This is a genomic window from Rhodoferax sp. OV413, from assembly GCF_945881795.1.
Classification (GTDB): domain Bacteria; phylum Pseudomonadota; class Gammaproteobacteria; order Burkholderiales; family Burkholderiaceae_C; genus Allorhodoferax.
In genome coordinates, this window is record NZ_CAMCVG010000022.1 from 1 (window position 1) to 26,921 (window position 26,921).

Annotated in this window: 26 protein-coding genes; 16 read left to right on the forward strand and 10 right to left on the reverse strand. The window is 64.7% G+C overall.

Going from position 1 to position 26,921, the window contains the following annotated elements; all coding sequences use genetic code 11:
* From Q0O05_RS04610 to Q0O05_RS04625, 4 genes are all read left to right on the forward strand, one after another.
* Nucleotides 1-195 (forward strand): c-type cytochrome (locus tag Q0O05_RS04610; RefSeq protein WP_366519037.1); only part of this gene is annotated, 195 nt, incomplete at its 5' end.
* An 8-nt stretch (nt 196-203) separates the two neighbouring features.
* Nucleotides 204-623 (forward strand): VOC family protein, encoded by a 420-nt coding sequence (locus tag Q0O05_RS04615; RefSeq protein ID WP_293660722.1) that lies wholly within the window; start codon nt 204-206, stop codon nt 621-623.
* A complete protein-coding gene (locus tag Q0O05_RS04620) occupies nt 620-1,423 on the forward strand; it encodes a 2OG-Fe(II) oxygenase (RefSeq protein WP_293660723.1) in 804 nt (267 codons plus the stop codon). The genes Q0O05_RS04615 and Q0O05_RS04620 overlap by 4 nt, the downstream gene beginning before the upstream one ends.
* 30 nt (nt 1,424-1,453) lie before the next feature.
* The gene (locus Q0O05_RS04625; RefSeq protein WP_293660724.1) at nt 1,454-2,398 is read left to right on the forward strand and encodes a cation diffusion facilitator family transporter; all 945 of its coding nucleotides are present in this window, start codon (nt 1,454-1,456) and stop codon (nt 2,396-2,398) included.
* Between the two features lie 72 nt (nt 2,399-2,470).
* Here Q0O05_RS04625 and Q0O05_RS04630 read toward each other — a convergent pair whose 3' ends face one another.
* The gene (locus Q0O05_RS04630; RefSeq protein WP_293660725.1) at nt 2,471-3,073 is read right to left on the reverse strand and encodes a TIGR00645 family protein; all 603 of its coding nucleotides are present in this window, start codon (nt 3,071-3,073) and stop codon (nt 2,471-2,473) included.
* 69 nt (nt 3,074-3,142) lie between these two features.
* Here Q0O05_RS04630 and Q0O05_RS04635 point away from each other — a divergent pair, with 69 nt between their 5' ends.
* Entirely contained in the window at nt 3,143-3,985 is an 843-nt protein-coding gene (locus Q0O05_RS04635; RefSeq protein WP_293660745.1) for a tRNA-uridine aminocarboxypropyltransferase, read from the forward strand.
* Here the strand turns inward: Q0O05_RS04635 and rarD are convergent.
* Genes rarD through tkt form a run of 3 tightly spaced genes read right to left on the reverse strand, consistent with a single transcriptional unit; the run spans nt 3,958 to nt 8,031 of the window.
* Nucleotides 3,958-4,857, reverse strand: a complete 900-nt coding sequence (rarD, locus tag Q0O05_RS04640; RefSeq protein WP_293660726.1) for an EamA family transporter RarD — start codon at nt 4,855-4,857, stop codon at nt 3,958-3,960. The two genes, Q0O05_RS04635 and rarD, sit on opposite strands and share 28 nt — an antisense overlap.
* Nucleotides 4,858-4,875: 18 nt before the next feature.
* Nucleotides 4,876-5,874, reverse strand: a complete 999-nt coding sequence (gene gap, locus Q0O05_RS04645) for a type I glyceraldehyde-3-phosphate dehydrogenase (protein WP_293660727.1) — start codon at nt 5,872-5,874, stop codon at nt 4,876-4,878.
* Between the two features lie 60 nt (nt 5,875-5,934).
* Entirely contained in the window at nt 5,935-8,031 is a 2,097-nt protein-coding gene (tkt, locus tag Q0O05_RS04650) for a transketolase (RefSeq protein ID WP_293660728.1), read from the reverse strand.
* Nucleotides 8,032-8,151: 120 nt separating this feature from the next.
* Between tkt and Q0O05_RS04655 the strand changes: the two genes are divergently transcribed.
* The 9 genes from Q0O05_RS04655 (at nt 8,152) to Q0O05_RS04695 (ending at nt 17,445) form a co-directional block, all read left to right on the forward strand.
* Nucleotides 8,152-9,273, forward strand: coding sequence for an NADH:flavin oxidoreductase/NADH oxidase (locus tag Q0O05_RS04655; RefSeq protein WP_293660729.1), 1,122 nt, complete (start codon nt 8,152-8,154; stop codon nt 9,271-9,273).
* 107 nt (nt 9,274-9,380) lie between these two features.
* Nucleotides 9,381-10,262, forward strand: a complete 882-nt coding sequence (locus Q0O05_RS04660) for a nucleotidyltransferase family protein (RefSeq protein WP_293660730.1) — start codon at nt 9,381-9,383, stop codon at nt 10,260-10,262.
* Nucleotides 10,263-10,306: 44 nt separating this feature from the next.
* Nucleotides 10,307-11,707: an aminopeptidase P N-terminal domain-containing protein gene (locus Q0O05_RS04665; protein WP_293660731.1), complete on the forward strand. Its 1,401-nt coding sequence runs from the start codon at nt 10,307-10,309 to the stop codon at nt 11,705-11,707.
* 107 nt (nt 11,708-11,814) lie between these two features.
* Nucleotides 11,815-12,348, forward strand: coding sequence for a heme NO-binding domain-containing protein (locus Q0O05_RS04670; protein WP_293660732.1), 534 nt, complete (start codon nt 11,815-11,817; stop codon nt 12,346-12,348).
* Between the two features lie 49 nt (nt 12,349-12,397).
* Nucleotides 12,398-13,729 (forward strand): response regulator, encoded by a 1,332-nt coding sequence (locus Q0O05_RS04675; RefSeq protein WP_293660733.1) that lies wholly within the window; start codon nt 12,398-12,400, stop codon nt 13,727-13,729.
* A gap of 172 nt (nt 13,730-13,901) precedes the next feature.
* The gene (locus tag Q0O05_RS04680; RefSeq protein ID WP_293660734.1) at nt 13,902-16,262 is read left to right on the forward strand and encodes an NADP-dependent malic enzyme; all 2,361 of its coding nucleotides are present in this window, start codon (nt 13,902-13,904) and stop codon (nt 16,260-16,262) included.
* 214 nt (nt 16,263-16,476) lie between these two features.
* Nucleotides 16,477-16,815, forward strand: coding sequence for a ribonuclease (locus Q0O05_RS04685; protein WP_293660746.1), 339 nt, complete (start codon nt 16,477-16,479; stop codon nt 16,813-16,815).
* A gap of 34 nt (nt 16,816-16,849) precedes the next feature.
* Complete coding sequence (locus Q0O05_RS04690; protein ID WP_293660735.1) at nt 16,850-17,251, forward strand: barstar family protein; 402 nt, start codon at nt 16,850-16,852, stop codon at nt 17,249-17,251.
* Nucleotides 17,252-17,307: 56 nt separating this feature from the next.
* Complete coding sequence (locus Q0O05_RS04695) at nt 17,308-17,445, forward strand: hypothetical protein (RefSeq protein ID WP_293660736.1); 138 nt, start codon at nt 17,308-17,310, stop codon at nt 17,443-17,445.
* A gap of 109 nt (nt 17,446-17,554) precedes the next feature.
* Here Q0O05_RS04695 and rsmA read toward each other — a convergent pair whose 3' ends face one another.
* Genes rsmA through lptD form a run of 3 tightly spaced genes read right to left on the reverse strand, consistent with a single transcriptional unit; the run spans nt 17,555 to nt 22,211 of the window.
* Nucleotides 17,555-18,364, reverse strand: coding sequence for a 16S rRNA (adenine(1518)-N(6)/adenine(1519)-N(6))-dimethyltransferase RsmA (rsmA, locus tag Q0O05_RS04700; RefSeq protein WP_293660737.1), 810 nt, complete (start codon nt 18,362-18,364; stop codon nt 17,555-17,557).
* On the reverse strand, nt 18,361-19,713 hold the full coding sequence (locus tag Q0O05_RS04705; RefSeq protein WP_293660738.1) for a peptidylprolyl isomerase: 1,353 nt from the start codon (nt 19,711-19,713) through the stop codon (nt 18,361-18,363). Before Q0O05_RS04705 ends, rsmA begins: the two co-directional genes overlap by 4 nt.
* Nucleotides 19,714-19,718: 5 nt before the next feature.
* The gene (gene lptD / locus Q0O05_RS04710; protein WP_293660739.1) at nt 19,719-22,211 is read right to left on the reverse strand and encodes an LPS assembly protein LptD; all 2,493 of its coding nucleotides are present in this window, start codon (nt 22,209-22,211) and stop codon (nt 19,719-19,721) included.
* Here lptD and Q0O05_RS04715 point away from each other — a divergent pair.
* Both Q0O05_RS04715 and Q0O05_RS04720 read left to right on the forward strand, forming a co-directional pair.
* Nucleotides 22,210-23,385: a phosphotransferase gene (locus Q0O05_RS04715; protein ID WP_293660740.1), complete on the forward strand. Its 1,176-nt coding sequence runs from the start codon at nt 22,210-22,212 to the stop codon at nt 23,383-23,385. The two genes, lptD and Q0O05_RS04715, sit on opposite strands and share 2 nt — an antisense overlap.
* 3 nt (nt 23,386-23,388) lie before the next feature.
* Nucleotides 23,389-24,144, forward strand: coding sequence for a 16S rRNA (uracil(1498)-N(3))-methyltransferase (locus Q0O05_RS04720; RefSeq protein WP_293660741.1), 756 nt, complete (start codon nt 23,389-23,391; stop codon nt 24,142-24,144).
* On the opposite strand, the gene Q0O05_RS04725 is transcribed toward Q0O05_RS04720, so the two are convergent.
* From Q0O05_RS04725 to Q0O05_RS04735, 3 genes are read right to left on the reverse strand one after another with little or no spacing between them, the layout of a single operon-like run.
* The gene (locus Q0O05_RS04725; protein ID WP_293660742.1) at nt 24,141-25,043 is read right to left on the reverse strand and encodes an alpha/beta hydrolase; all 903 of its coding nucleotides are present in this window, start codon (nt 25,041-25,043) and stop codon (nt 24,141-24,143) included. The genes Q0O05_RS04720 and Q0O05_RS04725 overlap by 4 nt on opposite strands.
* A 32-nt stretch (nt 25,044-25,075) precedes the next feature.
* Complete coding sequence (gene metW, locus Q0O05_RS04730; RefSeq protein WP_293660743.1) at nt 25,076-25,657, reverse strand: methionine biosynthesis protein MetW; 582 nt, start codon at nt 25,655-25,657, stop codon at nt 25,076-25,078.
* Nucleotides 25,654-26,811: a homoserine O-acetyltransferase gene (locus tag Q0O05_RS04735; RefSeq protein WP_293660744.1), complete on the reverse strand. Its 1,158-nt coding sequence runs from the start codon at nt 26,809-26,811 to the stop codon at nt 25,654-25,656. Before Q0O05_RS04735 ends, metW begins: the two co-directional genes overlap by 4 nt.
* Between the last annotated feature and the right edge of the window lie 110 nt (nt 26,812-26,921).

The window sequence follows — 26,921 nt, forward strand, 5'->3', positions numbered from 1 at the left end:
ACCAAACTGGTCGGCCCGGCCTACAAGGATGTGGCCGCCAAATATGCGGGCCAGGCCGACGCCCAAGGCATGCTGGCCCAAAGCATTCGCAACGGCGGCGTCGGGAAATGGGGCGATCTGCCCATGCCCGCATACCCCAAGCTGTCGGATGCTGACGCCAAAAAACTGGCGGCCTGGATACTGCAGGCCAAGTAGCGCAGGCCATGAAGTATTTGCACACCATGGTCCGGGTGACGGACCTCGAAGCATCGCTGCGCTTTTACCGCGATGCCCTGGGTCTGGAGGTGCTGAGCGTGCGTGAAATACCGCAAGGGCGATTCACGCTTGCGTTTCTGGCAGCACCGGGCGACCGCAGCGCGCAGGTAGAACTGACCTACAACTGGGACCCTGAGAACTACACCGGCGGGCGCAATTTCGGCCATCTGGCCTATGCGGTGGACGACATCTACGCCACCTGCAGCCGCCTGCAGGCCCACGGTGTAGCCATCGTGCGGCCGCCGCGCGACGGCTACATGGCCTTTGTGCGTTCGCCCGACCAGATCTCCATTGAGCTGCTGCAACGCGGCGGGCCGCTGCCACCTGCCGAGCCCTGGGTCTCCATGCCCAACATCGGCACATGGTGAGCAAGGCGCACGACGAAGCGGGCACGACACCCTGGCCCGGCCACCACGCGGTGGCCCACCTGCCAGGCTCGCTGCCCATGGGCGGGGTGGTGCCGCTTACTCCCGTGCACGCGTTCGATTCGCCGGCCCCGGCGCTGAGCTTGCAGCCCCAACCCGCACTGCGCCCGGTACGCCAGGACATTGATCTGGGCGGGCTGCTGGCTTTTGTGATTGATGAGGTAGTGGCCCCCGCCGAGGCGGACGCGATTGTGGCCGCTACCGAGCGATTAGGCTACCGCGACGAGGCACCCGGCATCGCCACCCCGCCGGGTATGCGCATGAACAAATCGGTGCATTGGGTGGCCGACCCCGACTTCACTACGCCGCTCTTGGGGCGCTTCGCGCACCTGCTGCCGCCCGCATTGGCGAATGAGCCGCTCTACCCCGCGCTCAGCCAGCGCATCAACATGTACAAGTACGACGCCAACGATGTGTTCAACCCGCACACCGACGGCAACTGGCCCGGGTACAGCCTGAGCGACGACCGCAGCACCATGCTCGAGTGGGGCCCCGGCCTGCGCTCAGGGCTCACCATGCTGCTCTACCTGAACGGGCCGGACGACGGCGTGGAGGGCGGCAACACCCGCCTCTACGGGGTGCGGGGCCGCTGCGTGGATGTGTTGCCGCGCAAGGGCTCGGCGCTGTTTTTCCGGCACGGCTTTGGCGCCGACTCGGTGTTGCACGAGGGCTGCGTGGTCAGCGGCAAAGTGGCCAAATATGTAGCCCGCATCAACGTGATGTACGGCCACGGCCCACACTGAATTACTCGGTCCGGTGGTAGGCTTGCCGGCATGAACTTCGCCGACCTCGAGGACGACTCCGAACACGCCGCCCACACCGCCGCCGAGCGCGCTTCGGCGGCCTCGCGCAGCACCTGGGTGAGCGTGGTGGTGAATGTGCTCTTAGCCACCGCGCAGGTGGTGGTGGGCATGCTGACCAAATCACAGGCGCTGATTGCCGACGGCATTCATTCGCTTTCTGATCTCGTGTCCGATTTCGTGGTGCTGTTTGCCGGCCACCACGCCAAGAAAGACGCCGACGCCGGTCACCCCTACGGACACCATCGTTTTGAGACAGCCGCCTCGCTGGCGCTGGGCCTGATTTTGTTGACCGTCGGCGGCGGCATGGTGTGGGCGGCGCTGCAGAAGTTGGAGTCGCCCGACACCATTGCCACCCCGGAGGTCACCGCGCTGTGGGTGGCTCTGGGCGCCATCGTCACCAAAGAGCTGCTGTTTCGCTACATGCTGCGCACCGCCAAGGCGGTCAAGTCCAGCCTGCTGGTGGCCAATGCCTGGCATGCCCGCTCGGACGCGGCCTCGTCGCTGGTGGTGAGCTTGGGCATCATCGGCAGCATGGCCGGCTACCCGCTGCTGGACCCGATTGCCGCGCTGATTGTGGGCTTCATGGTGGGCAAGATGGGCTGGGCTTTCGGCTGGGACGCGCTGCACGACCTGATGGACCGCGCGGTGGACGAAGCCGAGGTGCAGGCCATTCGCGAGACCCTGTTGGCCACCCCAGGTGTGGCAGGTGTACACGACGTGCGCACCCGCAAGATGGGCGACATGGTGGTCGCCGATGCCCACATCGAGGTGGACGCCAAACTCACCGTCGAAGAGGGCCACAACATCGCCGTGGCAGCCCGCGTAGCGGTGCTCAAGCGCCACCGCGTGCTCAACCTGATGACCCACGTAGACCCCGCCCATCGCCCCGATGCCGACCACCAGCCGGTGGTTTGAGGGCCTCTCGCTGTTCTATCCGCTGTTCCACCCGCCGCGCCTGCCGGCGGACAGCGCGGGCGGGCCGGGCGCTTAGTGGCCCGACGACGATTGGCTGCTGTGGAGCAGCTTGTCGGTGTAGGCAATCGCAATCGCCGAGAACAAAAAGGTGACGTGGATGGCGGTCTGGGCGATCAGCACTTTTTCGTCGTAATTGGCGGCGTTGATGAAGGTTTTCAGCAGGTGGATGGAGCTGATGCCGATGATGGCGGTTGCCAGCTTCACCTTGAGCACCGAAGCGTTCACATGGCTGAGCCACTCGGGCTGATCGGGGTGGCCGTCGAGGTCCATACGGCTCACAAAGGTTTCGTAGCCGCCCACGATCACCATGATCAGCAGGTTGGAGATCATCACCACATCAATCAGCGCCAGCACCACCAGCATGATGATGGTCTCGTTGAGCGCAGGTACCGGCACGTCGGACTTGTAGCCTATGCTCGTCACCAGAGCCTGCAGAGCGGTCTGGCTGCCGAAGGCGGCCTCCAGCAGGTGCACCAGCTCCAGCCAGAAATGAAAGACATACACGCCTTGTGCCGCAATCAGGCCCAGATACAGCGGCAGCTGCAGCCAGCGACTCGCAAAAATGAAACTGGGGATGGGGCGCATACGGCGGGTGGGGGCTTTTTCAGTGGTCATAGCGTTTGATTGTAGAAACACAAGGTGACGAATCAAAACCACCCCGGCGAAGACCACGAAGCAGCACGCTTGATTGATGCTCCCGGCCCGCATGCCGTCTCGCGCTTGCGGGCGCAGCGGCTGGCGCGCAGCAGCAAGCCCTTTCTGGCGCGCGGCGGCATGAAAGGCGCGCGCTGCCCGGGCTGCCGCATCAACCCCGCCCACTGCATTTGCCGCCTGCAGCCGCGCCTGCCGGTGCGGGCCGGGGTCTGTCTGCTGATGGCCGACATTGAGGCGCTCAAGCCGAGCAACACCGGATGGCTGATTGCCGACGTGGTGGCAGACACCTTTGCATTCGGCTGGGCCCGCACCGACGTGGACCCGGCGCTGCTCGCGCTGCTGGCCGACCCGCAGTGGCAGCCTTATCTGGTGTTCCCCGGGGAGTTTGTGGCGCCCGACCGGGTGGTGCACCGCCTGACGCCCGCCGGGCCCGCGCAACCCCACCCGCAGCCGGGCAACATGGAAAGCCCGACCCTGCGCAGGCGGCCGCTCTTCGTCCTGCTGGACGCGACCTGGCCCGAGGCGCGCAAGATGTTTCGCAAGAGCCCTTATCTGGATGCCCTGCCGGTGCTCAGCCTGCAGCCCGAGCAGATGTCGCGCTACCGGCTGCGCCGTTCCCGCCGCGAGGACCACTTCTGCACCAGCGAGGTCGGCGCGCTATGCCTGGAGCTCGCCGGAGAGACGCAGGCCGCGCAGGCGCTCGAGGCCTGGCTGGACGTCTACACCCACCACTACCTGCAAGCCAAACACCAGCTCCCACCAGAGCTGAACACGCCGGCCCATCTGGCGCTGCAGTCAGTGCGGGTAGCCCGAGAAGTGCCGGAAGTACGGGCGCTCGCGGCCTGTCAGGATACTTTTGAGGAGGCTGGCTGATTTTTCGTTGTGCGGCTGAACCACCAGCCCTCTGCCCCATAAACGAGTAAGGCCGTCCAGATCAGGCCGAAGCCGATGGCGCGCGCCGGCGCGAGGGGTTCGCCATAGAGCCACACGCCCACCAGCAGCTGCAAGCTCGGCGAGATGTACTGCAGCACGCCCATGGTGGCCATGGACACGCGCCGCGCCCCCGCCGCAAACAGCAGCAAGGGCACCGCCGTCAGCGGCCCGGCCAGCAGCAGCCAGCCGATGTCGCTGGCGCTGCCCTGCGCCAGCGCGCCCTGCCCCTGCACGGCCCACCAGAGCAGGCCGCCAACAGCCAACGGGGCGAGCACCATGGTCTCCAGCGCCAAGCCCTCCAGGGCGCCGAGGGCGCCCACCTTGAGCAGCAGCCCGTACAAGCCAAAGGTCACCGCCAGCAACAGCGCCACCCACGGCACATGGCCAGCCTGCAAGGCCAACCACAGCACACCGGCAGCTGCCACCGCCACCGCCAGCCACTGGCCCGCGCGCGGGCGCTCGTGCAGAAAGGCGTAGCCCAGCCCGACATTGACCAGGGGAAGAATGAAGTAGCCCAGGCTGGCGTCAAGGACATGGTCGTTGTGAACGGCCCAGACATAGCCCAGCCAGTTCACCGCCAGCAGCAGGGCGGACAGCGCAAACGCGCCCAGCACTCGCGGCCTGCGCCGCAACTCGCCCAGCCAGCGCCATTGACCGCGCCACGCAAGCACGACCAACAGCACCACCATGCACCAGACGGTGCGGTGCATCACCACCTCCAGCGCGGGAATGGCGGCGAGCTGCTTGAAATAAACAGGGAAAAGGCCCCAGGCCAGATAGGCCAGGGCCGCATAGGCCACACCGGCTTGCATGCGGCCTGAACCCGGCCCTTAGCGCGCGACGACCCGCACCATCTCCAGGCACTTGTTGGAGTAGCCCCACTCGTTGTCGTACCAGCTCACCAGCTTGACGAAGGTGCCGTCCAGCGCGATGGAGGCTTCGGCGTCGTAGATGGAGGTGCGGCTGTCGCCACGGAAGTCGGTGGCCACCACCTTGTCTTCGGTGTAGCCCAACACGCCCTTCAGGGCGCCTTCGGATTGGGCCTTCAGCTCGGCGTTGATCTCGGCGATGGTGGCGGAGGTGTTGAGTTCCACCGTCAGGTCGACCACCGACACATCGCTGGTTGGCACGCGGAACGCCATGCCGGTGAGCTTTTTGTTGAGCTCAGGAATCACCACGCCCACTGCCTTGGCCGCGCCGGTGCTGGAGGGGATGATGTTTTCCAGAATGCCGCGGCCGCCGCGCCAGTCTTTGTTGGAGGGGCCGTCCACAGTTTTTTGGGTGGCGGTGGCGGCGTGCACGGTGGTCATCAGGCCGCGCTTGATGCCGAACTTGTCGTTGATAACCTTGGCCAGCGGGGCCAGGCAATTGGTGGTGCAGCTGGCGTTGCTGATGATGGCCTGGCCGGCGTAGGTTTTGTCGTTCACGCCGAACACGAACATGGGGGTGTCGTCCTTGGAAGGCGCAGAAAGAATGACCTTTTTGGCGCCGGCGTCGATGTGTTTTTGGGCGGTTTCGTGGGTCAGGAACAGGCCAGTGGCTTCGATCACGATGTCGGCGCCGATGTCGGCCCACTTCAGGTTGGCGGGGTCGCGCTCCTGGGTCAGGCGGATTTTCTTGCCGTTGACGACCAACGATCCGTTGTCCACCGACACCTCGCCCTTGAAGCGGCCGTGCACGCTGTCGTATTGCAGCATATAGGCCAGGTAGTCGGGCTCGAGCAGATCGTTGATGCCGACGATTTCGATGTCGTTGAAGTTTTGCACCGCAGCGCGGAACACCATACGGCCGATCCGACCGAAACCATTGATACCAATTTTGATTGCCATGAATAACCTCGAAGAAAAGAAAGGAGACTGAAAACGATAAGTACCCGTCAGCGACGGGAATCAGGCTTTGCGGCCCAGCACCGCGCGCACGGTGTCGGCCACGTTCTCGGGCGTGAAGCCGAAGTGCTTGAACAGTACCGGCGCCGGAGCGGATTCACCGTACGTATCCAGACCGACAACCGCAGCGCAGCCGTATTTCCACCAGCCCGCGGTCACGCCCATCTCAACCGCCACACGCGGCACGCCGGCGGGCAGCACGGTGGCCTTGTAAGCGGCGTTTTGGGCATCGAATGTGGTGGTGGAGGGCATGGAGACCACGCGCACCGCAATCTTGCGCTCGGCCAGCAGCTTTTGCGCGGCCAGCGCCAGTTGCACCTCGGAGCCGGTGGCGATGAGGACGGCCTGCGCCTTCTTCTTGATGCCCGCATCTGCGGGTTCGGAGAGCACATAGGCCCCCTTGCTGATGGCGTCCAGCCCGCAGGCGTCGGGCGCTGCAGCGGAGGAGCACTTGGGCGCGTAGGGCAGGTTCTGGCGGCTGAGCAGCAAGGCGGTGGGCTTGCGCTGGTTGCGCAGGGCCACGGCCCAGGCCACCACGGTCTCCGCCGTGTCGGCGGGGCGCCACACATCGAGGTTGGGAATCAGTCGCAGGCTGGCTGCGTGCTCCACAGACTGGTGGGTGGGGCCGTCTTCGCCCAAACCGATGGAGTCGTGGGTGAACACATGGATGACGCGCTGCGTCATCAAGGCTGCCATGCGGATGGCGTTGCGGCTGTAGTCGCTGAAGGTCAGGAAGGTGCCGCCGTAGGGGATGTAGCCGCCGTGCAGGGCCACGCCATTCATGATGGCTGCCATGCCGAATTCACGCACGCCGTAGTTGATGTGGCGGCCGATGCGGTCGTCCGGGCTGCTCAGGCCTTCGGTCAGGGGGTACTTGACCACTTCGCCCTGCGCGTTCACCCGGAAGCTGGGAGTGGACGGGGTGTTGGTGAGGTTGGAGCCGGTCAGGTCGGCGCTGCCACCCAGGAGCTCGGGCAGTGCGGCGGTGAGCGCGGTCAGGGCCAGCTGGCTGGCCTTGCGGCTGGCCACGGTTTCCGCTTTTTGGTGGGCCGCCACTACCGCATCGACCACGGTCTGGTCAAAGTGCTTGGGCAGGGCGCCGGCCATGCGGCGCAAGAACTCGGCGGCCAAGGCGGGATGGGCGGCCTGGTACGACGCGAACAAGGTATTCCACTCAGCCTCATCCTGCGTGCCCTGGGCCACCGCGCTCCAGGCCTCGTACACCCCCTCGGGAATCACGAAGGGCGGGTGGTTCCAGTCCAGCGCCTGGCGGGTCAGCACGATTTCTTCGGCGCCCAGCGGCTCGCCGTGGGCCTTGGAGGTCCCTACGCGGTTGGGGCTGCCTTGGCCGATGTGGGTCTTGCTGATGATGAGGGTGGGCTTGTCGGCACTGGCCTTGGCCTTTGCAATAGCCGCAGACACAGCTGCCACATCGTGCCCGTCAACGGGGCCGAGCACATTCCAGCCGCTGGCTTCAAAGCGCTGGGCGGTGTTGTCAATGAACCAGGGGGCCACCTTGCCGTCGATCGAAATCCCGTTGTCGTCGTACAGCGCGACCAGCTTGTTCAGGCGCCAGGCGCCGGCCAGAGAAATCGCTTCCTGGCTGATGCCTTCCATCAGGCAGCCGTCGCCCAGAAACACATAGGTGTGGTGGTCCACCACAGTGTGGCCATCGCGGTTGAACTCGGCAGCCAACAGCTTTTCAGCCAAGGCAAAGCCCACCGCGTTGGTCACTCCCTGGCCCAGCGGGCCGGTGGTGGTTTCCACGCCGGGGGTCACGCCCACTTCGGGGTGGCCGGCGGTTTTGCTGTGCATCTGGCGGAAGTTTTTCAGCTCCGATAGGGGCAGGTCGTAGCCGGTGAGGTGCAAGAGCGCGTAGAGCAGCATGGAGCCGTGGCCGTTGGAGAGCACAAAGCGGTCGCGGTTGGCCCACAGCGGGTTGGCAGGGTTGTGGCGCAGGTGCTCGCCCCACAAGGCCACAGCCATGTCGGCCATGCCCATGGGCGCGCCGGGGTGGCCGGAATTGGCTTGCTGCACAGCGTCCATGGCCAGTGCGCGGATGGCGTTTGCCATGTCTTTGGTGGGGAGGGTGGGGGCCATTGAGGGCAACTCCAAGGGTTGGGTGAGGGGGTGGGAAAGAATGGGCGCGCAACTAGAGGGCACGATTTTAGCGGCGCGGGTGACACGGGCGCCGGGGGGCTTTGCGCTATGCTTTTGTGCATGAGCCTCCTCTTTACCCCCCTGACCCTCTCGTCGCCACGCGGCGGCCTCGTATTGCCCAATCGCATTGTGGTGGCGCCCATGTGCCAGTACCAAGCTGTCAACGGCGAGGCCACCGACTGGCACCTGATGCACTGGGGCAACCTGCTCAACAGCGGGGCGGCGATGTTCACCATCGAGGCTACCGGCGTGGAGCCCGAGGGCCGCATCAGCCCCGGATGCCTCGGCCTGTGGGACGACCGCACCGAAGCGGCCATGGCTGACAAGCTGCACCGTGCCCGCGCTCTCGCGCCCCGCACCGCAGTGTGCATTCAGCTGGCGCACGCCGGCCGCAAGGCCTCGAGCAACGTGCCCTGGAAGGGCGGCCAGCTGCTCACTCCCGAGCAGGGCGGCTGGCAGCCGGAGGGTCCCTCGGCCTTGCCGCAATTGCCCCACGAGAGCGCGCCGACTGCACTTTCGGCAGAAGGCCTCGCACGGGTCAAGAAGGCGTTTGTACAGGCGGCGCTGCGCAGTGAGCGGCTGGGCGTGGACGCCATCGAGCTGCACGCTGCCCACGGCTACCTGATGCACGAATTCCTCTCGCCCATTGCCAACCAGCGCACCGACGACTACGGCGGCAGCCTCGAGAACCGCATGCGGTTTCCCTTGGAAGTGTTTGGCGCGCTGCGCGAGGCCTACCAGGGGGTGCTGGGCGTGCGCCTGTCCGCCAGCGACTGGGTGGAAGGCGCTTGGGATGTGGAGCAAAGTGCGGTGCTGGCGCAGCGGCTCAAGGCGGCGGGATGCGATTTCATTCACGTCTCCAGCGGCGGGGTGTCGCCCCAGCAAAAAATTGCCATCGGGCCCAACTACCAGGTGCCCTTTGCCAAGCGCATCCGCGAGGCGTCCGGCATGACAACCACCGCCGTGGGACTGATCACAGAAGCGCAGCAGGCCGAGACCATTCTGCAAGCAGGCGAGGCCGACCTCATCGCCCTGGCACGGGCTTTTCTCTACAACCCGCGTTGGGGCTGGCACGCGGCGGCGGCCCTGGGCGCGCAGGTGGAGGGCAACCCGGTCTACTGGCGCGGCCTGCCACGCGAAGCGCAAAGCATCTTCGGCGCGGTATCGGTCGGCAGCCGCTAGCAAATTAGGAGCAGCCTGCGCTTACCGGCGGGGTCAGACGGTGGCTATAGCGTAAAAAAGGGTCGCGCTCGTTCACCGCGCCCGCGCTTGGGCTATGCTCATTTCTCATGTCTGCTGACGCCGCCCCCTTCGCCCCCTCCTGCTCTGCCATCGTGCTGGCCGCCGGCCGCGGCGAGCGCATGCGCCCGCTGACCGACACCACGCCCAAGCCCCTCTTACAAGTGCACAGCAAGCCGCTGATGCAGTATCACCTGGAGGCGCTGGCGGCGGCCGGATGCCCGGCGACGCTCGTCAACACGGCCTGGCTGGGGGAGCAGATAGAGGCGAATTTTGGAAGTGTTTTTCGGCTTGAACGCTCATGGATATTGCGTGAGGCGCTCCTGAATTCGGAGCAAACTCATGCCGCCGACTCCCCCACCATGGCCCTGCGCTACTCGCACGAGGGGCGCGATTTTGGCGAAGCGCTCGAGACGGCCGGCGGCATTGCCCGCGCGCTGCCGCAGCTAGGTGGGGTGTTCTGGTCGCTGGCGGGCGATGTGTTTGCGCCGGACCTGGCGCTGAGCCCACAGGCACTGGAGCGCTTTGCCCAAAGCGACCGGCTGGCCCACCTGTGGCTGGTCCCCAACCCCGCCCACCACCCGACGGGCGACTTTGGCTTGGACGAGGTGGACGCAGACGGCATCGGAGTCTGCACAGATCCATCGGCGGGTTCATCGGCGGATCTCTATGCGGACACTATCCCCGCCCCCGCTTTGGAGAGCCGCGGCCCGCGATATACCTTCAGCGGCTTTGCGCTCTACCGGCGCGCGCTGTTTCAGCCCCCATGGTGCGATATTGCGCACGGCAACCCGCAGGGCGTCAAAGCGGCGCTCGCGCCCCTTTTGCGCCGGGCCATGCGGGGCGCGCGGGTAAGTGCCGAGATTTACACTGGCCGCTGGACCGATGTCGGAACACCCGAGCGCCTGGCCGAACTCAACGCATGCCCTTGACCACTTGACCACCCTCGCACCCCTCACACCCTCTTACACGCCCCATGAACCCGCAAAACGCCCCCTCCCCTGACTACGCGCGCCGCCGCGCCGCCCTTGCCGCCCACATCGGCCCCCATGGTGTGGCGGTGCTGCCCACATCGCCCGAGCGGGCCCGCAACCGGGACAGCGACTTTTTGTTCCGCTTTGACAGTTACTTTTACTACCTGTGCGGCTTCACCGAACCCAATGCATGGCTGGTGGTGCAGGGCGATGGCAGCAGCACCCTGTTTTGCCAGCCCAAGGACCTGGAGCGCGAAACCTGGGACGGGCTGCGCCTGGGGCCCGAGGCTGCGCCGTCGGCGCTGGGCGTGAGCGCAGCGTATGCGGTGGGCACCATCGACCAGCGCCTGCCTGCACTGCTCGACGGGGCCGACGCGGTCTGGTACCCCTTTGCCACCCACACCGGCCTGGAAACCCGCATCGACGGCTGGCTCAGCGGCCTGCGCGCCCGTGCGCGATTTGGCGCGCTGGTTCCCGAGCAGGTGCGCGACTTGTGCGGGCCGCTGGATGAGATGCGCCTGATCAAAGACGCCTACGAGCAGACCACCATGCGCCGCGCCGCCCAAATCAGCGCGGAAGCCCATATCCGCGCCATGCAGCGCTGCGCCCGCATGCTGCGCGACGGACAAGACGTACGCGAATTCCATCTGGACGCGGAGCTGCTGCACGAATTCCGCCAGCAGGGCTCGCAGTACCCCGCCTATAGTTCCATCGTGGCGGCCGGTGCCAACGCCTGCGTGCTGCACTACCGCGCCGATGCTGCGCCGGTGCGCTCCGGCGAACTGGTGTTGATTGACGCGGGCTGCGAGCTCGACGGCTACGCCAGCGACATCACCCGCACCTTCCCGGCCAACGGCGTTTTTACCGGCCCGCAACGCGCGCTCTACGACGTGGTGCTGGCAGCGCAGGTGGCCTCGGTGGACGCAACCCGCGCCGGCGCCCGCTTCACCGACCCGCACGAGGCTGCGGTGCGCGTGCTGTCGCAGGGGCTTCTGGACCTGGGTCTGCTGGATCGCAGCGCCGTAGGCAATGTGGACGACGTGATGGAAAAGCGCGCCTATTTCCCGTTTTACATGCACCGTACCAGCCACTGGCTGGGCATGGATGTGCACGACTGCGGCGCCTACACCGAGCCCGCAGAACGGGGGAGCGCGCAAGTGCGCAAAGACGCCATCACCGGCGCCGACATCGTGAACCGGCCCTCGCGGGTTTTGCGAAGCGGTATGGTGCTCACGCTGGAGCCCGGGCTGTATGTGCGGCCCGCGCCCGGCGTGCCCGAGGCGTTCCACCACATCGGCATTCGCATTGAGGACGACGCCATCGTGACCGACGCGGGCTGCGAACTCATCAGCCGCGGCGTGCCGGTGGAGGCCGATGCCATCGAAGCGTTGATGCGCGGCTGACGGGACGCGGGCTGCGAACTTCGAACTGCAAAGCGGCTGTGCGCTATAAAGTGTGCAGATTGCAAGTTTGCAATTCGGTTTTTAACAAGATAGCAGGGGAGACGGCGATGAAAGGCATGGTTTTTACCGAGTTCTTGGAGATGGTGGAGGACAAGTTCTCGGCTGACATGGTGGACGACATCATTTCGGACAGCGCGCCGCCCAGCGGCGGCGCTTACACCGCGGTAGGAACCTACGACCACACCGAGCTCGTCGGCATGGTGGTGGCACTTTCTCAGCGCTCGGGTTTGCCGGTTCCAGCGCTGGTGCACACCTTCGGTACGCACTTGTTCGGCCGGTTCCATTCGCTGTATCCGGCTTTCTTCCATGGCGTCACATCGGCGCTGGATTTTTTGTACGGCATCGAATCCATCATCCACACCGAAGTGCGCAAGCTGTACCCCGACGCCCAGCTGCCCAGCTTTGACTGCACGCGCCGCCCCGATGGTCTGGACATGCTCTACGCCTCGCCGCGCCACTTCGGGGATCTGGCCGAAGGGCTGATCGGCGGCGCCGTGACCCACTTCGGCGACCCGGTCACCGTGACCCGTGTCAATCTGCCCGACGGGGCTATCCGCTTCGAGCTGCGCAACAAGGCCTGAGCCGGTGAGCGAGCCGGGGCCACCACCGCCGACCGACCCTCAGGAGGCCTTGCGCCGGCTGCAAGCCCGGCTGGAGCGGGAAAAAGCAGCCCGTAAAGACGCAGAGCAGTTGCTCGAGGAAAAAAGCCTGGCCCTGTTCCAGGCCAACCAGGCGCTGGAGCAGCGCGTCAGTGAACGAACCGCCGAGCTGCGCGCCGCCCTCTTGCAGGCCGAGGCAGCCAATGTGGCCAAGAGCCGTTTTCTGGCCATGATGAGCCACGAAATCCGCACGCCCATGAACGGAGCCCTCGGGCTGGCCGAGTTGCTGCTGACAACGCCGCTCAACCGCGACCAGAGCGACTATGTGGACAACATCCTGCTCGCCGGCAAGGCGCTGGTGGCGCTCATCAATGACATCCTTGATTTCTCAAAGATCGAGGCCAACCAGATGGAGCTCGAGCAGATTGCCTTCGACCCCCGCCGGGTGGTGCAGGACACCCTCGCACTGTTTCAGACACAGGCCCGCTCCCAGGGCATCCGCCTGCACAGCCTGATTGACGACGCAGTGCCTGCGCGCGCCATCGGAGACCCCAGCAGGCTGCGGCAGGTGTGGATGAATCTGGTGGGCAATGCCCTGAAGTTCACGCAGAGCGGCGCGGTGGAGGTCAGCATGCGCCGCGTGCCGCAGGGCATTCGATGCGCCGTCAAAGACACCGGCATCGGCATGAGCCATGAAGTGGCGGGGCAGCTGTTTGAGCCCTTCAAGCAGGGCGACAGCTCCATCTCCCGCAAGTTCGGCGGGACCGGGCTGGGCCTGGTCATCAGCCGGGGCTTGCTGGAGCGCATGGGGGCGGACTTGACCGTCAGCAGCACCGATGGCGTGGGCAGTGAGTTCTGCTTCACCCTGCCAGCATCCGGGCTCAGGCTGGACGCGCCACTCGCGGAGCAGACGGGCGATGCACCGGCGACGGACGGCGAGCCGCTCGCAGGCGCAGGGGCCGCGGGAGGTGGGGCGCTGCTTGATTTGTCGCACCTGCGCATCCTGCTGGTAGACGACCAGCCCATCAACCGCTTTCTCGCCCGCAGTCAGCTCAAGCAGCTGGGCTGCCCGCCGCTGCAGGAGGCGGAGAACGGCCTGCTGGCGCTGCAATACCTGCAGAAAACGGAGTTTGACGTGGTGCTGATGGATCTGCAGATGCCCGAAATGGATGGGCTCAGCGCGACCCGCGCGCTGCGCGCGTTGCCCCTTCTGCGTCAGCCGCTGGTCATTGCGATGACCGCCAATGCCTACCCCGAGGACCGCGCCGCCTGCATGGCTGCGGGCATGGATGCTTTCCTGAGCAAGCCGGTGCAGCTGGGCAACTTGCAAGAGGCACTGGCTGCTGCATGCCCTTCAGCGTAATGGGGCTGCCAGCGTGAAGGGGTCCGCAGGCGCCTTCATAACCCCATACGCCATTCGCATAACACCGCACACAGCAGCGGTAAGCCCCTGGTAAGCGAGGTCTACAATGCAAAGCCCATTACAGCGCTGCGGCCCTCGACCCTGAGCCGTGCCCAGCCGCATAGGAAGACGAATGACAGACCCGACTCAGCCGCTCACGCCCCATCCCCCGGTTTCCAATTCCGCCGAAAAAAAGGCGCAGCTGCGGCAGGCAGCGCTCGAATACCACCAGTTCCCCACGCCCGGCAAAGTCGCCATCAGCCCGACCAAACAGCTGATTAACCAGCACGATCTGGCGCTGGCTTACTCGCCCGGCGTGGCCGCGCCCTGCGAGGAAATCGTCAAGGACCCGAACAACGCTTTCAAATACACCAGCCGCGGCAACCTGGTCGCCGTCATTACCAACGGCACCGCGGTGCTGGGGCTGGGCGACATCGGGCCGCTGGCGGCCAAGCCGGTGATGGAGGGCAAGGGCGTCTTGTTCAAGAAGTTCGCCGGCATCGATGTGTTTGACATTGAAATCGACGAGAAAAACGACCTCGACAAGCTGGTCGACATCATTGCCTCGCTCGAGCCCACCTTCGGCGGCATCAACCTCGAAGACATCAAGGCACCCGACTGTTTTTACGTTGAGCGCAAACTGCGCGAGCGGATGAAGATTCCGGTCTTCCACGACGACCAGCACGGCACTGCGATTTGCGTCGGAGCGGCCATCCTGAACGGCCTGAAGGTCGCAGGAAAAGACCCCCAACAGGTCAAGCTCGTGACCTCCGGCGCGGGCGCTGCGGCGCTGGCCTGCCTGGGCCTTTTGGTAAAGCTGGGCATCCCGCGGGAAAACATTTTTGTGACCGACCTGGCCGGTGTGGTCTATGAAGGTCGCACCGAGTTGATGGATGCCGACAAGATCCAGTTCGCCCAGAAAACCGATGCACGCACCCTGCGTGAAGTGATTGTGGGGGCGGACATTTTCCTCGGCCTGTCGGCCGGCGGTGTGCTCAAGCAGGACATGGTGCAGTCCATGGCTGCGCGGCCACTGATTTTTGCGCTGGCCAACCCCACGCCCGAAATCCTGCCCGAAGAAGTCAAGGCGGTGCGCGACGACGCCATCATGGCCACCGGCCGCACCGACTACCCCAACCAGGTCAATAACGTCCTGTGCTTCCCCTACATCTTCCGCGGTGCACTTGACGCAGGTGCGTCCACCATCACGCTGGAGATGGAGATTGCGGCAGTGCACGCGATTGCCGAGCTGGCCCAGGCCGAGCAGAGCGAAGTGGTGGCAGCAGCCTACGCCGGCGAGCAGCTGGCGTTTGGGCCCGATTACCTCATCCCCAAGCCCTTCGACCCGCGCCTGATGATCAAGATTGCGCCCGCAGTTGCCAAGGCTGCGGCCGACAGCGGCGTGGCGCTGCGCCCGATTCAGGACATGGACGCCTACCGCGAAAAGCTGCAAAGCTTTGTCTACGCGTCGGGCACCACCATGAAGCCCATCTTCAACGCCGCCAAAAAGGCCTTGAAGAAGCGCGTGGCCTATGCCGAGGGTGAGGACGAGCGCGTTCTGCGGGCCGCCCAAATTGTGGTGGACGAGCGGCTGGCGCTGCCCACGCTCATCGGGCGCCCCGCCGTGATCAGCGAGCGCATCGAGAAATTCGGCCTGCGCCTCAAAGAGGGCGTGGACTACAGCGTGGTAAACGTCGAGCAGGACCACCGCTACCGCGACTTCTGGCAAACCTATCACCGCATGACCGAGCGCAAAGGCGTGACGGTACAGATCGCCAAAATCGAGATGCGCCGACGCCTCACCCTGATCGGCGCCATGTTGCTGAACAAGGGCGATGTGGACGGGCTGATCTGCGGCACCTGGGGCACGACCGCCACCCACCTGCAATACATCGACCAGGTCATCGGCAAGCGCCAGGGCGGCAGCCCGAGCACACCGCAAGACGTACAGATCTATGCCTGTATGAATGGCCTGATGCTGCCCAACCGCCAGATTTTTCTGGTCGACACCCATGTGAACTACGACCCCACTGCCGAGCAGCTGTGCGAGATCACCGTGATGGCGGCGGAGGAAATGATGCGCTTCGGCTTCAAGCCCAAAGCTGCGTTGCTGAGCCACTCGAACTTCGGCAGCAGTAACGAGCCGAGCGCGGTCAAAATGCGCCGCACGCTGGAGTTGCTGCGCGTGCAGGCCCCCTGGCTCGAGGTGGACGGCGAGATGCACGGCGATGTGGCGCTGGACGGTGTCGCGCGCCAGGCGCTGATGCCCAACAGTACCCTGCATGGCGACGCCAACCTACTGGTGCTGCCCAATATTGATGCCGCCAACATCGCCTACAACCTGCTTAAAACCGCCGCCGGCGGCAATATCGCCATCGGGCCGGTGCTTTTGGGCGCGGCCAAGCCGGTGCACGTGCTGACTGCAAGCACCACTGTGCGCCGCATCGTCAACATGACCGCCTTGACGGTCGCCGACGCCAACGCCACGCGCTAAAAAGGTGCGCCCTGCGGGGCCGCCGACCGGCGCCGAGGCGGGCGCGACGGGCCAAAGGTTTGCTTATTTTTTGAGCAAGCCCTTGCTTTTTTATGCCGAATCCGTGACACTACGCGCTTCGCTTTTCGGTTTTGCCTGCGATAGTCGTAAAGGGTTCGGGGTGTACAAGGGTTCTTTCAAGTTAGTACTCACTGGCTTGTTTATTGCGGTGGCGCTGAGTTCTGGTGCTGCATGGGCCAAAGAAGGTCGCAGTGATGCGGCGCAAGTCTCGGTCCCTTTGGCCAGCCTTCCCCCCCAAGCCCAAGTGACCTACAAGCTGGTTCTGCAAGGTGGTCCTTTCCCCTACGGCAAAGATGGTGTCGTCTTCGGTAATCGGGAGCGGCTGTTGCCATTGCAAGCCCGGGGTTACTACCGCGAATACACGGTCAAAACGCCAGGCGTCCCCCACCGGGGCGCCCGAAGAATTGTGTGCGGGGGCCTGACTGTCACCGCACCACACGCCTGTTTTTACACTGCCGATCACTATGCGAGTTTTCGCAAGATCGTGCCTTGAGATGAATCTTGTACTTAGAGAAAGAGAATCGGGGATGGAAATGCCACTTCGAACTGTCAGAACCAATATCGTTCAATCGATACGCGCTTTTCGTGTCTCGGACCTGCAGGAAGCTGCCCAGGGCCTGGGTCACCATTTTTTGTATGCCAACCTGGCCAACGCCCAGACCAAGCAGGATGTGCTTGACATGATCGGCCAGCAGTTCATGCTGCCGACCACCGTGAGCAGGAACTTTGATGCCCTTTACGACAACTTGACCGACCCGGTCCATAAGTCGGGCCCCCAGCCCGGTTTTGTGGCCGTGCTGGAGCACATCCCCGCCAACGTCAAGTTCGACAAGGAAGCCCGCGAGCAGCTGCTCGACATCTTCCGTGACACTGCGGATTTCTGGGGGGACCGGAAAATTCCATTCCGATGCTTCTATTCTTTTCTGTAGCCCGTTCTGCACACACCAGCCAAGCAGAACGGGCGAAAGAGGCAAGCAGCGACGCCGTGGCCAACATCGCCCTGGCAGAGCCCACCACCGACGCCGGAGAAAAGATGCCGACCGACAAGTTGTTGGACGTGTCCCCCCTGGCGCTGCGCATGAGCAGCCCGTTTAACGCGGGATACTGGCTGGCAGCGGCCTGAGCGCCCGCGCCGGCTAAGCAAAAGGCCTGTCGCTGACAGGCCTTTTTTCTGGGCGCCGCAAAGTGCTGCGCGCTTCAAACCCGACATGTCTCCGGGTCAATGCAAGCGCCTACGCCGCCTTGGCCGCTTCTAGCGCTTGAACCAGGTTCACGTACTCCTGCACCGGAACCTCCTGCGCGCGGCGCTGCACATCAAAGTGGCCGGCAAAGCCACGGGCGTCCAGCCAGGCACCCAGCGTGTGGCGCAGCAGTTTGCGTCGCTGGCTGAAGGCGACCTGCACCATCTCGGAAAACAAGCCGACATTGAGCACCGGCGGCGCTTCCAGCGGCAGCATGCGCACCACCGCACTGTTCACGCGCGGCGGCGGATCGAAACTCTCGGGCGGCACAAAGAGCACGTCCTCCATGGCGTAGCGCCACTGCAGCATCACGCTCAGGCGGCTGAAGTCCGAGGTATCGGGCGCGGCCACCATACGGTCAATCACCTCTTTTTGCAGCATGAAGTGCTGGTCCTGGATGCAGTCCACCCGGTCCAGCAAGTGGAACAAAATCGGCGTGGAAATGTTGTATGGCAGGTTGCCCACGACCCGGAGCTTGGGCGCGGCAGTTGCGCCGGTTACTATCTTTTCAGGAGCAGTCCGCGCAGTGTTTATGAGGGCGAAGTCTACATTCAGCACATCGTCTTCGATCACATCAAGCTGCGGATGCTCGCGCAGGCGCTTGGCCAGATCGCGGTCCAGCTCAATGACGGTGAGGCGGCCGAGACGCTCGACCAGCGGCTGGGTCAGGGCTGCCAGGCCCGGGCCGATTTCGACCATGGGCTGCCCGGGCTGCGGGTCAATAGCGCGCACTATCGCATCGATGATGCCCGCGTCCGAGAGGAAATGCTGCCCGAAGCGCTTGCGCGCCAGGTGCTTCACTGCGGTGCCTCTCGCATTTCTACAAAGGCGCGGGCGCGCACGTTGCGGGCCCAGTTGCTGTAGGCATCTTCATAGCGGGCTTGGCGCAGTTTGGCGCGCACGGCGTCGCGGATCTGTTGGGGGCTGAGCTCAACGCGGCGCCGGTCAACGAGCTGAATCAGGTGCACGCCAAAGCGCGAGACTACCGGCGCGCTGATGGCGCCCTCGGTGGCTAAGCTGTTCATGGCTTCTTCGAACTCCGCAACAAACATGCCCGGCGAGGCCCAGCCCAGGTCGCCGCCCTGTTCGGCTGATCCGTCCTGTGAGAGTTTGCGCGCCAATCCGGCGAAATCAGTTTGACCGCTCACCACCTGCTGCCGCGCCTGGTTCAGACGCTGAATAGCCTGCGCCTGGTTGAACTGGGGCGACAGGCGCAGAAGAATATGCCGCGCCCGGGTCTGCACCATGGTTTGCACCAGCCGCTCGGGCGCCTTGCGCTCGATCAGTTTGAGCACATGGAAACCCGCCGACGTGCGCACCACGTCCGACACCTCGCCGACCTGCAGCTGCTGTGTAGCGGTCACAAATACCGGGGGCAGTCGGTCGCCCCGACGCAAGCCGATCTGACCGCCGTTGGCACGGTCGCCGCCGGAAAGCTCCTGCACCAGTTTGGCGAAATCTTCGCCGTTGCGGGCGCGTTCTACGGCGCGCTGCGCCTTCATGAAGAGGGCTGCCGCCTCGTCACCGCCGGCCTTTTCCGGCAGCACGATCAGAATTTGGGCGAGGTTGATTTCCTGCGTGAACGGGTCGACGTTGTTGGCCTGTTGCTCCAGGAGTGCGCGGTCCACATCGGCCTCGGCGATCTTGATGGACGACTCCACCTCCCGCTCGTGCAGGCGGGAGAGGGTCAACTGATCGCGCAGACTGGCTCGAAAGCGCTCGGGCGAGACGCCGTCTCTGGCCAGGCTTTGGAGCAAGGTGGGCACATCCATACCGTTCTGACTAGCTACGTTTTGCTCCGCGCGCTCGATTGCGGCCTTGTCGATGCGAATGCCCTGCTCACTGGCGAGTTGCAGCTGCGCTTTGTCGTTGATCAGCCGCTCGAGCACCATCTGGCGCAGCTCGGCCTCGGGCGGGGACTTCTTGCCCTCGCGTGCCATTTGTTGGGCAATGCGCCGTACTTCGAGGTTGAGTTCCTGAAAGGTGACGGGCTCGGAATTCACCACCGCGAGGATGTAGTCGCCGGCCACGGCAGGCGGGCCGGGCAGCACAGGCTGGGCTAGCAGCGCTGGCGCTAACTGGGCAAGCAGCACCGGCGCTGCGGCAGTAAGCAGGCAGGCCAGTGCCAAGGCGCGAAGACTAGGGTTCATGGCGTTCAATCGTAGTTACTGAAGCGGCTGTTACTTGGCGCTGTTTCACGTAGGTTCTGGTAGCGCGAGATGTTGGACTTCAAGGCCTCCAGGGGGCTCAGGCCCAGGCGGGTGAATCCGATGAGTTCCAGCTCGAACTTGATGCTGCTGGTCGAGGAGGTGGCGCTGGTCTGCACCCGGCCGACCACCACCCGAGCCAGCCAGCAGCCTGCATCGTACTCGACGCCCAAAAGGGTATCGACCAGCCTTGTCTCCCGCAGGCTGTAGTTCAAACGACCCACACTGAAATAGCGGCCCTCCCCCAGGCCACGGCCGGTGCCGCTCTGGCCGTCGGCATCGCCCCACATATCGTTCAGGGGCCACTGCCAGCTCACATCGATCTGCTCGCTGAGGTTGCGCTGGAAGCGGTAGGCGCCGTTGAGCACGCGGTAAGGCGCCGGCGTGTAGCGGGCGCCGAGGGTGGAGCGGCTGGACTGGTCGGTGGTGGGGTCGTACTGCACGGTGGTGTCTACCGCCCACTGGCGAGAGAGGTTCACGCCGGCGCCCAGCAACACGTCGCTCCAGCCGGCCAACGCCGGCGCGGTGGCGGAATTCAGGGTAACGAGCTGCTCTTCAAACCGGTAGCGCTGGGCCACGCCGAAGCGGGCCTGCTGCTCGCCGGTCTCGGCCTCGATGAAACGGGTGGTCAGGCCGAAAGTCAGAAGGTCGTTGTCGGAGATTTTGTCGTGGCCGACAAAAGCGTTTTCAGTGAAGATGCTGGCAAAGTTGAAGTCGCTCGCGGCGGTGTCGTAGTTGGGCAGGATGCTCTGATTACGAAAGGGCGTGCGCACATAAAAAATTCGGGGCTCCAGCGTTTGCACCAGATCGCGCCCCTGCCAGCCGGATTCGCGCTCAAACACCAGCCCCGCGTCCAGGCTGAAGGTCGGCACGGTGCTGTCGGCCGAGCGGTTTCCGTTGGAGAGCACGCTGTCAAACTGGTAGGTGGTCGTGTGCAGCTGCAGCTTTGGCGTGATGTAGCCCTCGGGCGCAATAAAGGGCCGGCTCACCTGCGCCAATCCGTAGAGACGCTGGGTATTGGGCTGCAAGGTAAGGCTGCGGTCGGATTCGAACTGCGCCACATCGCCCTGCACCGACCAGTCAAACCCCTGCTCATTGAGGCGGCCGCGCTGCACGTTGACCTGCGTCATGTCGTAGGGCGGGGTAATCACCGAGGTCGCCGACTGCAGCGTTTGCCAGCGCAGCGAGCGGCCCAGCACGGTATAGCCCGAACGCGCCCAGGTGGCCCGCACGTCGGCCGCCAGCGTGCGCGAGCGCAGGGCGCCGTTGGTGCTGAAGTCGCTCCAGTAGTTGTCATCGCTCACCCGGTTGAGGTTGAGCAGGTAGGCGACGTTGCCGATATCGGTGGCCAAGTTACCGGTCTGGTTGAGCGTGGCACCCCAGCGGTCGGCATTGCGCAGCTTGTCGGCGGCCATGTAGTTGCCCCGCAGCACGCCGGAATAGGTGGGCTCGAGAAAGCGGAACTCGCCGGCTACATCAACGCCGCGCGCACTCATTACCGTAGGGGTGACCGTGGCGTCGCGGTTGGGCGCGATGTTCCAGTAATAAGGCAAGCTGACCTGGCTGCCGTTGACATCGTCCAGTCCGATGGTGGGCGGCATGAAGCCGGACTTGCGCCCCTCGGTCAGCGGGAAACTGATGGCGGGCACCGGCAGGATGGGCACGCCCTTGAAATACAACGATCCACCCCGCGCCACGCCGGTATCTTCGTCGCGGTCGAACTCCATCTCGCTGGCGCGCAGCACCCAGTCCGGCACCCAGTCGGGGCCGGGCTTGCGGCGGCATGTGGTGTAGCTCGCTTGCTGCACCTTGGTGCGGCTCTCATCCAAGAACTGGGCCCGCGCAGCCTCGCCATGCGCATCGTTCTGCAGAAAGTGATAGCGCGGCGCCTCAAAGCTGCCCTCGAAGGCGTCGACCTTGAGCTCCATGGCCGGGCCTTCAAACACGTTGCCGTTGCGGTTGATGCGCACATTGCCATTGGCGCGGGCCAGATCGTCGGGCGCGTAGTACTCCAGCCGGTCAGCCTTGATAACCGTGCCGGGCTTACGCATCTCGGCCTGCCCCTGGGCGATGGTTTCCAGGTCGGGGCGGCCGCTGAGTTGCTCGCCCATCAGGAACATCGGCGCGTGCTCTTGCTGCGCACGATTGATCTTGTCTTCCAGCAACGGGGTGCTTTGCAGGCGCAGGGGTTCGTCCTGGCTGGTGCTGTCTTGCGCGATGGCCGGTATGTGTGCGAAAGCCAGTGCAAGGGGTGCCGCCAGCAGCAGCTCCCGCATGACCACCAGGCGGGTCAGCGGGGGCCGGCAGTCGGGCGCCCCGGGGGGCAGGGCGCGCAAGGGAAAACGCATGGGGCGAGGGGCAATGTGCACAGGTTGGACAACGGAGCCTTCCAGCGTCACCCCGGGGCGGCGGCGCATGGCTTTGTAGAATCGATTATCCATGACCCCAAGCCCGCAAAAACTCCCCCAGCCGCTGCCCGTTTCCGGCGTGCCTGACCCGTCTCAAAAACTGTCCCAAGCCGCTTCCGCTTCGCCTCAACCCATTGACTGGAGCGATCCGCAGCGGGGCCTGCAGTTCGACGCATGGTTCAGCGCGCTGCAAGCGAATCACGGGCTGCAGCCGCACACGCTGGGCCTGGCTTCGGCGGATGCGAGTTTTCGGCGTTACTTCCGGGTCAACGCTTTGGTGAACGGCGGGCTCACCAGCCTGATCATCATGGACGCGCCGCCCGACAAAGAGAACTCCAAGCCCTTTGTGGACATTGCTGCGCTGCTGCGCGATGCCGGCCTGCGCGCGCCCGAGGTGTTGGCCTGGGACGAGGCCAAAGGCTTCATGCTGCTGACCGACCTGGGCAGCCGCACCATGATGCAAACCATCAACCCCGCCAAGCCCCCGTTGGACGTGTACCTGAACGCGGTCGACACGCTGGTTGCGTGGCAAAAGGCGTCGGTACCCGGGGTGCTGCCGCCGTATGACGGGGCTTTGCTGCGCCGTGAGCTGGAACTTTTTCCGGAGTGGTACATCGGCCGCCACCGGCAGTTCACACTGGACGCGGCGATGCGCAAAACGCTGGACAACAGCTTTGCTTTGCTGTTGGCAGATAACCTGGGCTGGCCCAGCGTGTTTGTTCACCGCGACTACATGCCGCGCAACCTGATGGTGCCCGACGCGGGCGCTGGCTCCGCGCTGCCCGCCGGCGCGCAGTACCTGGGCGTGCTCGATTTTCAGGACGCGGTCTACGGCCCCATCACCTACGATATTGCCAGCCTGATGCGCGACGCATTTCTGACTTGGGAAGAAGACTTTTGTCTGGACGTGACCATCCGCTATTGGGAGAAAGCGCGCAAAGCCGGCCTTCCGGTGGGCGACGACTTCGGCGCGTTTTACCGCGGGGTGGAGTGGATGGGCCTGCAGCGCCACCTCAAGATCGCCGGCATTTTTGCCCGACTAACCCTGCGCGACGGCAAGCCGAAGTACCTCGCTGACACGCCGCGTTTTATTGACTACATCCGCAGCACCTGCGGCCGCTACATCCAACTCAAGCCGCTGCTGCGGCTGGTGGAAAAGGTCGAGGGCATCGAGGTGCCGAATGTGTTCGCCTTCGGGCGTTCATAGGTCATGCCCCGTTTTCACTGCGCCACGGCGCTCGCCCCAGAAGCCGTGCTGGAGCTGCCCGCCGGCGCGGCGCGGCATGTGCAGGTGCTGCGCCTGCAGCCCGGCGACAGCATCACGCTGTTTGACGGACTCAGCGATGCCGAGTTTGACGCCACCATCACCCGCATGGGCCGCGGCGATGTGCAGGTGCAAGTGGGCGCGGGCCGCAGCAACCCCCGCGAGCCGGCCTGCGCGGTGCACCTGGCGGTGGGCATGCCGGCCAACGAGCGCATGGACTGGCTGGTAGAAAAAGCCACCGAGCTCGGCGTGGCCAGCATCCAGCCGCTGATGACTGAGCGCAGCGTGCTCAAGCTCAGCGGCGAGCGCGCCGACAAAAAAGTAGCCCACTGGCAAAGCGTGGCCATCGCGGCCTGCGAACAGTGCGGCGGCAACCGTGTGCCGACGATTCACCCCCTGCGCACGCTGGCGCAGTGGCTCAAAGGCAGCGCCATGCCACCGCCTGGTGGCAGGCGCCTGCTCTTGTCGCTGCGGGAGGGGAGCCTGCCGGTGCGGCAGGCCGCCGGGTCGGAGCGGGCTGAACCGGCTGCGGTGTGGTTTTTGTCAGGGCCCGAAGGCGGCCTGAGCCCGGGCGAGGAGAACGCGGCCATTGCCGCCGGTTTTTGTGCGGCGTCTTTGGGGCCGCGGGTGCTGCGGGCTGAAACTGCGGCGCTCACAGCGCTGGCTCTGCTGACGCAATCCGCGGCAACTCTTCCGACTTAAAAACGCTGGTCCAGCCAGGTGCGCAGTGCTTCGAACACCGGATGGCTTGCTGATTCGCCTCCAAGTTCGCCGTCTGCTTCGACTCCCTTTTCATTGGGTGTCCCGCCGGATGGCTCATTGAATATCTCGTGGTACAGCGCCTCAAAGCACACTGCGCGCACAACATCGGCGGGCGCGGCCGCGGCAAACCGACGGCTGCCCTGCGGGTTGACCAGGCGGTCGTCCCCCGCATAGAGCAGCAGGGTTGGCAGATTCCACTGCGGGGCGGCGGCAATCGTTGCGGGGCCTTCGGTCGCAAAAAATCGGGCCAGCCGCGCCGAGATGCGGTCGTGCACCAGCGGGTCGGCCCGGTAAGCCCGCACCACCGCGGGGTCGTGCGACAAAAAATCCGCATTCAAGCCGTTGCCCACCCGCAGGTTGGGCGCTATGCGCGGCAACACAGCGACGAGTAATTTTTGTAAGGGGTTCATGCCGGTATCGAGCGCGGGCGACGACAACACCAGCGCATCCACCGCCCTCAGCCCCAAGCTCACAAAGCGCGCGGCCACCAGCCCGCCCATGCTGTGGCCCAGCAGTATCAGCGGCGTGCCGGCAGGCAGTCGGGCGCGGGTGCTGTCGATGAGGTCGGTCAAGTCATCAAGGAGGCGGGTGTCGCTGGGCAGGCCGCCCCGCGCGCCGCTGCTCTCGCCGTGGCCGCACTGGTCGTAGCTACGCACCGCAAAGCCCCAGCCCTTGAGCCGCTGTGCCACATGCTGGTAGCGCCCGGCGTGTTCGCCAAGGCCATGCACGATGAGCACCATTCCCCGCAGCCGCACGTCGGGGTCCAGCGGCCAGTCCTGCACGGCGAGGTTGTCGCCGTCCACGGCGGTGAAGGTGCTGAGGGTGGATTCTGCGTCCATGGCAGGCGGCCGCAGTGGGGGCGGCGAAGTAGTTAACGTGCCAGTTTGTACACCGAGGTTCCGGCGCGCAGGTTAGGCATTACCCGCACCGTGCGGCCTTCTTGCAGGCCGAAGCTGTCGAGCACGCGCAGGCCATTGCGGGCGGCAAGGCCTGCGAGGTCTGCGTGGGTGCCAACCCGGATGTTGGGCGTGTCGTACCACTGGTAGGGCAGTCGCTTGGTCACCGGCATGCGGCCGCGCAAGATGCTCAGGCGGTTGGGCCAGTGGGCAAAATTTGGAAAAGCCACAATGCCGACCCGCCCCACACGGGCGGTCTCCAGCAGCATGGTTTCTGCATTGCGCAGGTGCTGCAGGGTGTCGATTTGCAGCACCACGTCGAAGCTCACGTCTTCAAACACGGCCAGGCCCTCGTCGAGGTTGAGCTGCAGCACATTCACGCCGCGTTTCACACAGGCCAGCACATTGGCGTCGTCGAGTTCCACGCCGTAGCCGCTGCAACCGCGCTCGCGCTGCAGGTAGTCGAGCATGGCGCCGTCGCCGCAGCCCAGGTCGAGCACTCGGGCGCCTTCGGGCACCAGGCTGGCAATGGCGCGCTGTGTGGTGATGTCGCTCATGCGTCGGCTCCTGCGCGGTTCACCGCCGCATCAATGCTATGAAAATAAGAGCGCATCACGCCCATGTAGCGGGCGTCATCGAGCAAAAACGCATCATGCCCATGCGGCGCGTCAATCTCGGCGTAGGTAACTTCGCGCCGGTTGTCCAGCAGGGCTTTGACCATCTCGCGGCTGCGCTTGGGACTGAAGCGCCAATCGGTCGTAAAGCTCACCAGCAAGAACTTGGCCCGTGCAACCGCCAGCGCGCGGCTCAGGTCCCCGCCGAAGGGCTTGGCGGGGTCAAAGTAGTCGAGGGCACGGGTGATGAGCAGGTAGGTGTTGGCGTCAAAGTATTCGGCAAACTTGTCGCCCTGGTAGCGTAGGTAGCTCTCGATCTGGAACTCCACATCCTGAGTGCTGTATTTGTAACCGGTGGCGCTGGCCTGCACCGCGTCCTTGAGCGCGCGACCGAATTTCTCGTTCATCACATCGTCGCTGAGGTAGGTGATGTGGCCGATCATCCGGGCGATGCGCAGGCCGCGCTTGGGCAGCACGCCGTTTGCGTAAAAGTTCCCCCCATGAAAATCGGGGTCGGTGACGATGGCGCGGCGCGCCACCTCGTTGAACGCAATGTTCTCGGCCGTCAGGCTAGGCGCACTGGCCACCACCACCGCGTGTCGCAGCCGGTCGGGGTATTGCAGCGACCAGCTCAGCGCCTGCATCCCGCCCAAAGACCCGCCCAGCACGGCTGCCAGGGTTTGGATGCGCAGGGCATCCAGCAGGCGCGCCTGCGCATTCACCCAGTCTTCCACCGTGACGACCGGAAAATTTGCGCCGTACACCGCGCCGGTGTCGGGGTGGGCGTGCATCGGGCCGGTGGAGCCGAAACACGAGCCGAGGTTGTTAACGCCGATGACAAAGAACTTGTCGGTGTCCACCGGCTTACCCGGCCCGATCATGTTGTCCCACCAGCCCTCCGATTTGGCCTGCCCCGCGTAAACCCCAGCCACATGGTGGGAAGCGTTGAGCGCGTGGCAGACCAGCACCGCGTTGGACCGCTCGGCATTGAGCGCGCCGTAGGTCTCGTACGTCAAAGAGTAGCCATGGATGGACGCGCCGCTTTGCAGGGGCAAAGGAGCATCAAAACGCATGGACTGTGGAGAAGCAATCAACATAAAAACAAAACCCGGCAACGCTAAACGCGGGCCGGGTTGTTGCGCCAGAAGGCGGGTCCGTGTTTAGCTGAATTTATTAAGCGCCCGCAAGCTGGAGCAAATTGGCGCTG

What these genes read in the sequence shown, in the direction of transcription:
- Q0O05_RS04615 (WP_293660722.1), top strand. Translation starts at nt 204, where the DNA reads ATGAAGTATTTGCACACCATGGTCCGGGTGACGGACCTCGAAGCATCG.
- Q0O05_RS04625 (WP_293660724.1), top strand. Translation starts at nt 1,454, where the DNA reads ATGAACTTCGCCGACCTCGAGGACGACTCCGAACACGCCGCCCACACC.
- Q0O05_RS04630 (WP_293660725.1), bottom strand. Translation starts at nt 3,073, where the DNA reads ATGACCACTGAAAAAGCCCCCACCCGCCGTATGCGCCCCATCCCCAGT.
- rarD (WP_293660726.1), bottom strand. Translation starts at nt 4,857, where the DNA reads ATGCAAGCCGGTGTGGCCTATGCGGCCCTGGCCTATCTGGCCTGGGGC.
- gap (WP_293660727.1), bottom strand. Translation starts at nt 5,874, where the DNA reads ATGGCAATCAAAATTGGTATCAATGGTTTCGGTCGGATCGGCCGTATG.
- tkt (WP_293660728.1), bottom strand. Translation starts at nt 8,031, where the DNA reads ATGGCCCCCACCCTCCCCACCAAAGACATGGCAAACGCCATCCGCGCA.
- Q0O05_RS04655 (WP_293660729.1), top strand. Translation starts at nt 8,152, where the DNA reads ATGAGCCTCCTCTTTACCCCCCTGACCCTCTCGTCGCCACGCGGCGGC.
- Q0O05_RS04660 (WP_293660730.1), top strand. Translation starts at nt 9,381, where the DNA reads ATGTCTGCTGACGCCGCCCCCTTCGCCCCCTCCTGCTCTGCCATCGTG.
- Q0O05_RS04665 (WP_293660731.1), top strand. Translation starts at nt 10,307, where the DNA reads ATGAACCCGCAAAACGCCCCCTCCCCTGACTACGCGCGCCGCCGCGCC.
- Q0O05_RS04670 (WP_293660732.1), top strand. Translation starts at nt 11,815, where the DNA reads ATGAAAGGCATGGTTTTTACCGAGTTCTTGGAGATGGTGGAGGACAAG.
- Q0O05_RS04680 (WP_293660734.1), top strand. Translation starts at nt 13,902, where the DNA reads ATGACAGACCCGACTCAGCCGCTCACGCCCCATCCCCCGGTTTCCAAT.
- Q0O05_RS04690 (WP_293660735.1), top strand. Translation starts at nt 16,850, where the DNA reads ATGGAAATGCCACTTCGAACTGTCAGAACCAATATCGTTCAATCGATA.
- Q0O05_RS04705 (WP_293660738.1), bottom strand. Translation starts at nt 19,713, where the DNA reads ATGAACCCTAGTCTTCGCGCCTTGGCACTGGCCTGCCTGCTTACTGCC.
- Q0O05_RS04715 (WP_293660740.1), top strand. Translation starts at nt 22,210, where the DNA reads ATGACCCCAAGCCCGCAAAAACTCCCCCAGCCGCTGCCCGTTTCCGGC.
- lptD (WP_293660739.1), bottom strand. Translation starts at nt 22,211, where the DNA reads ATGGATAATCGATTCTACAAAGCCATGCGCCGCCGCCCCGGGGTGACG.
- Q0O05_RS04720 (WP_293660741.1), top strand. Translation starts at nt 23,389, where the DNA reads ATGCCCCGTTTTCACTGCGCCACGGCGCTCGCCCCAGAAGCCGTGCTG.
- Q0O05_RS04725 (WP_293660742.1), bottom strand. Translation starts at nt 25,043, where the DNA reads ATGGACGCAGAATCCACCCTCAGCACCTTCACCGCCGTGGACGGCGAC.
- metW (WP_293660743.1), bottom strand. Translation starts at nt 25,657, where the DNA reads ATGAGCGACATCACCACACAGCGCGCCATTGCCAGCCTGGTGCCCGAA.
- Q0O05_RS04735 (WP_293660744.1), bottom strand. Translation starts at nt 26,811, where the DNA reads ATGTTGATTGCTTCTCCACAGTCCATGCGTTTTGATGCTCCTTTGCCC.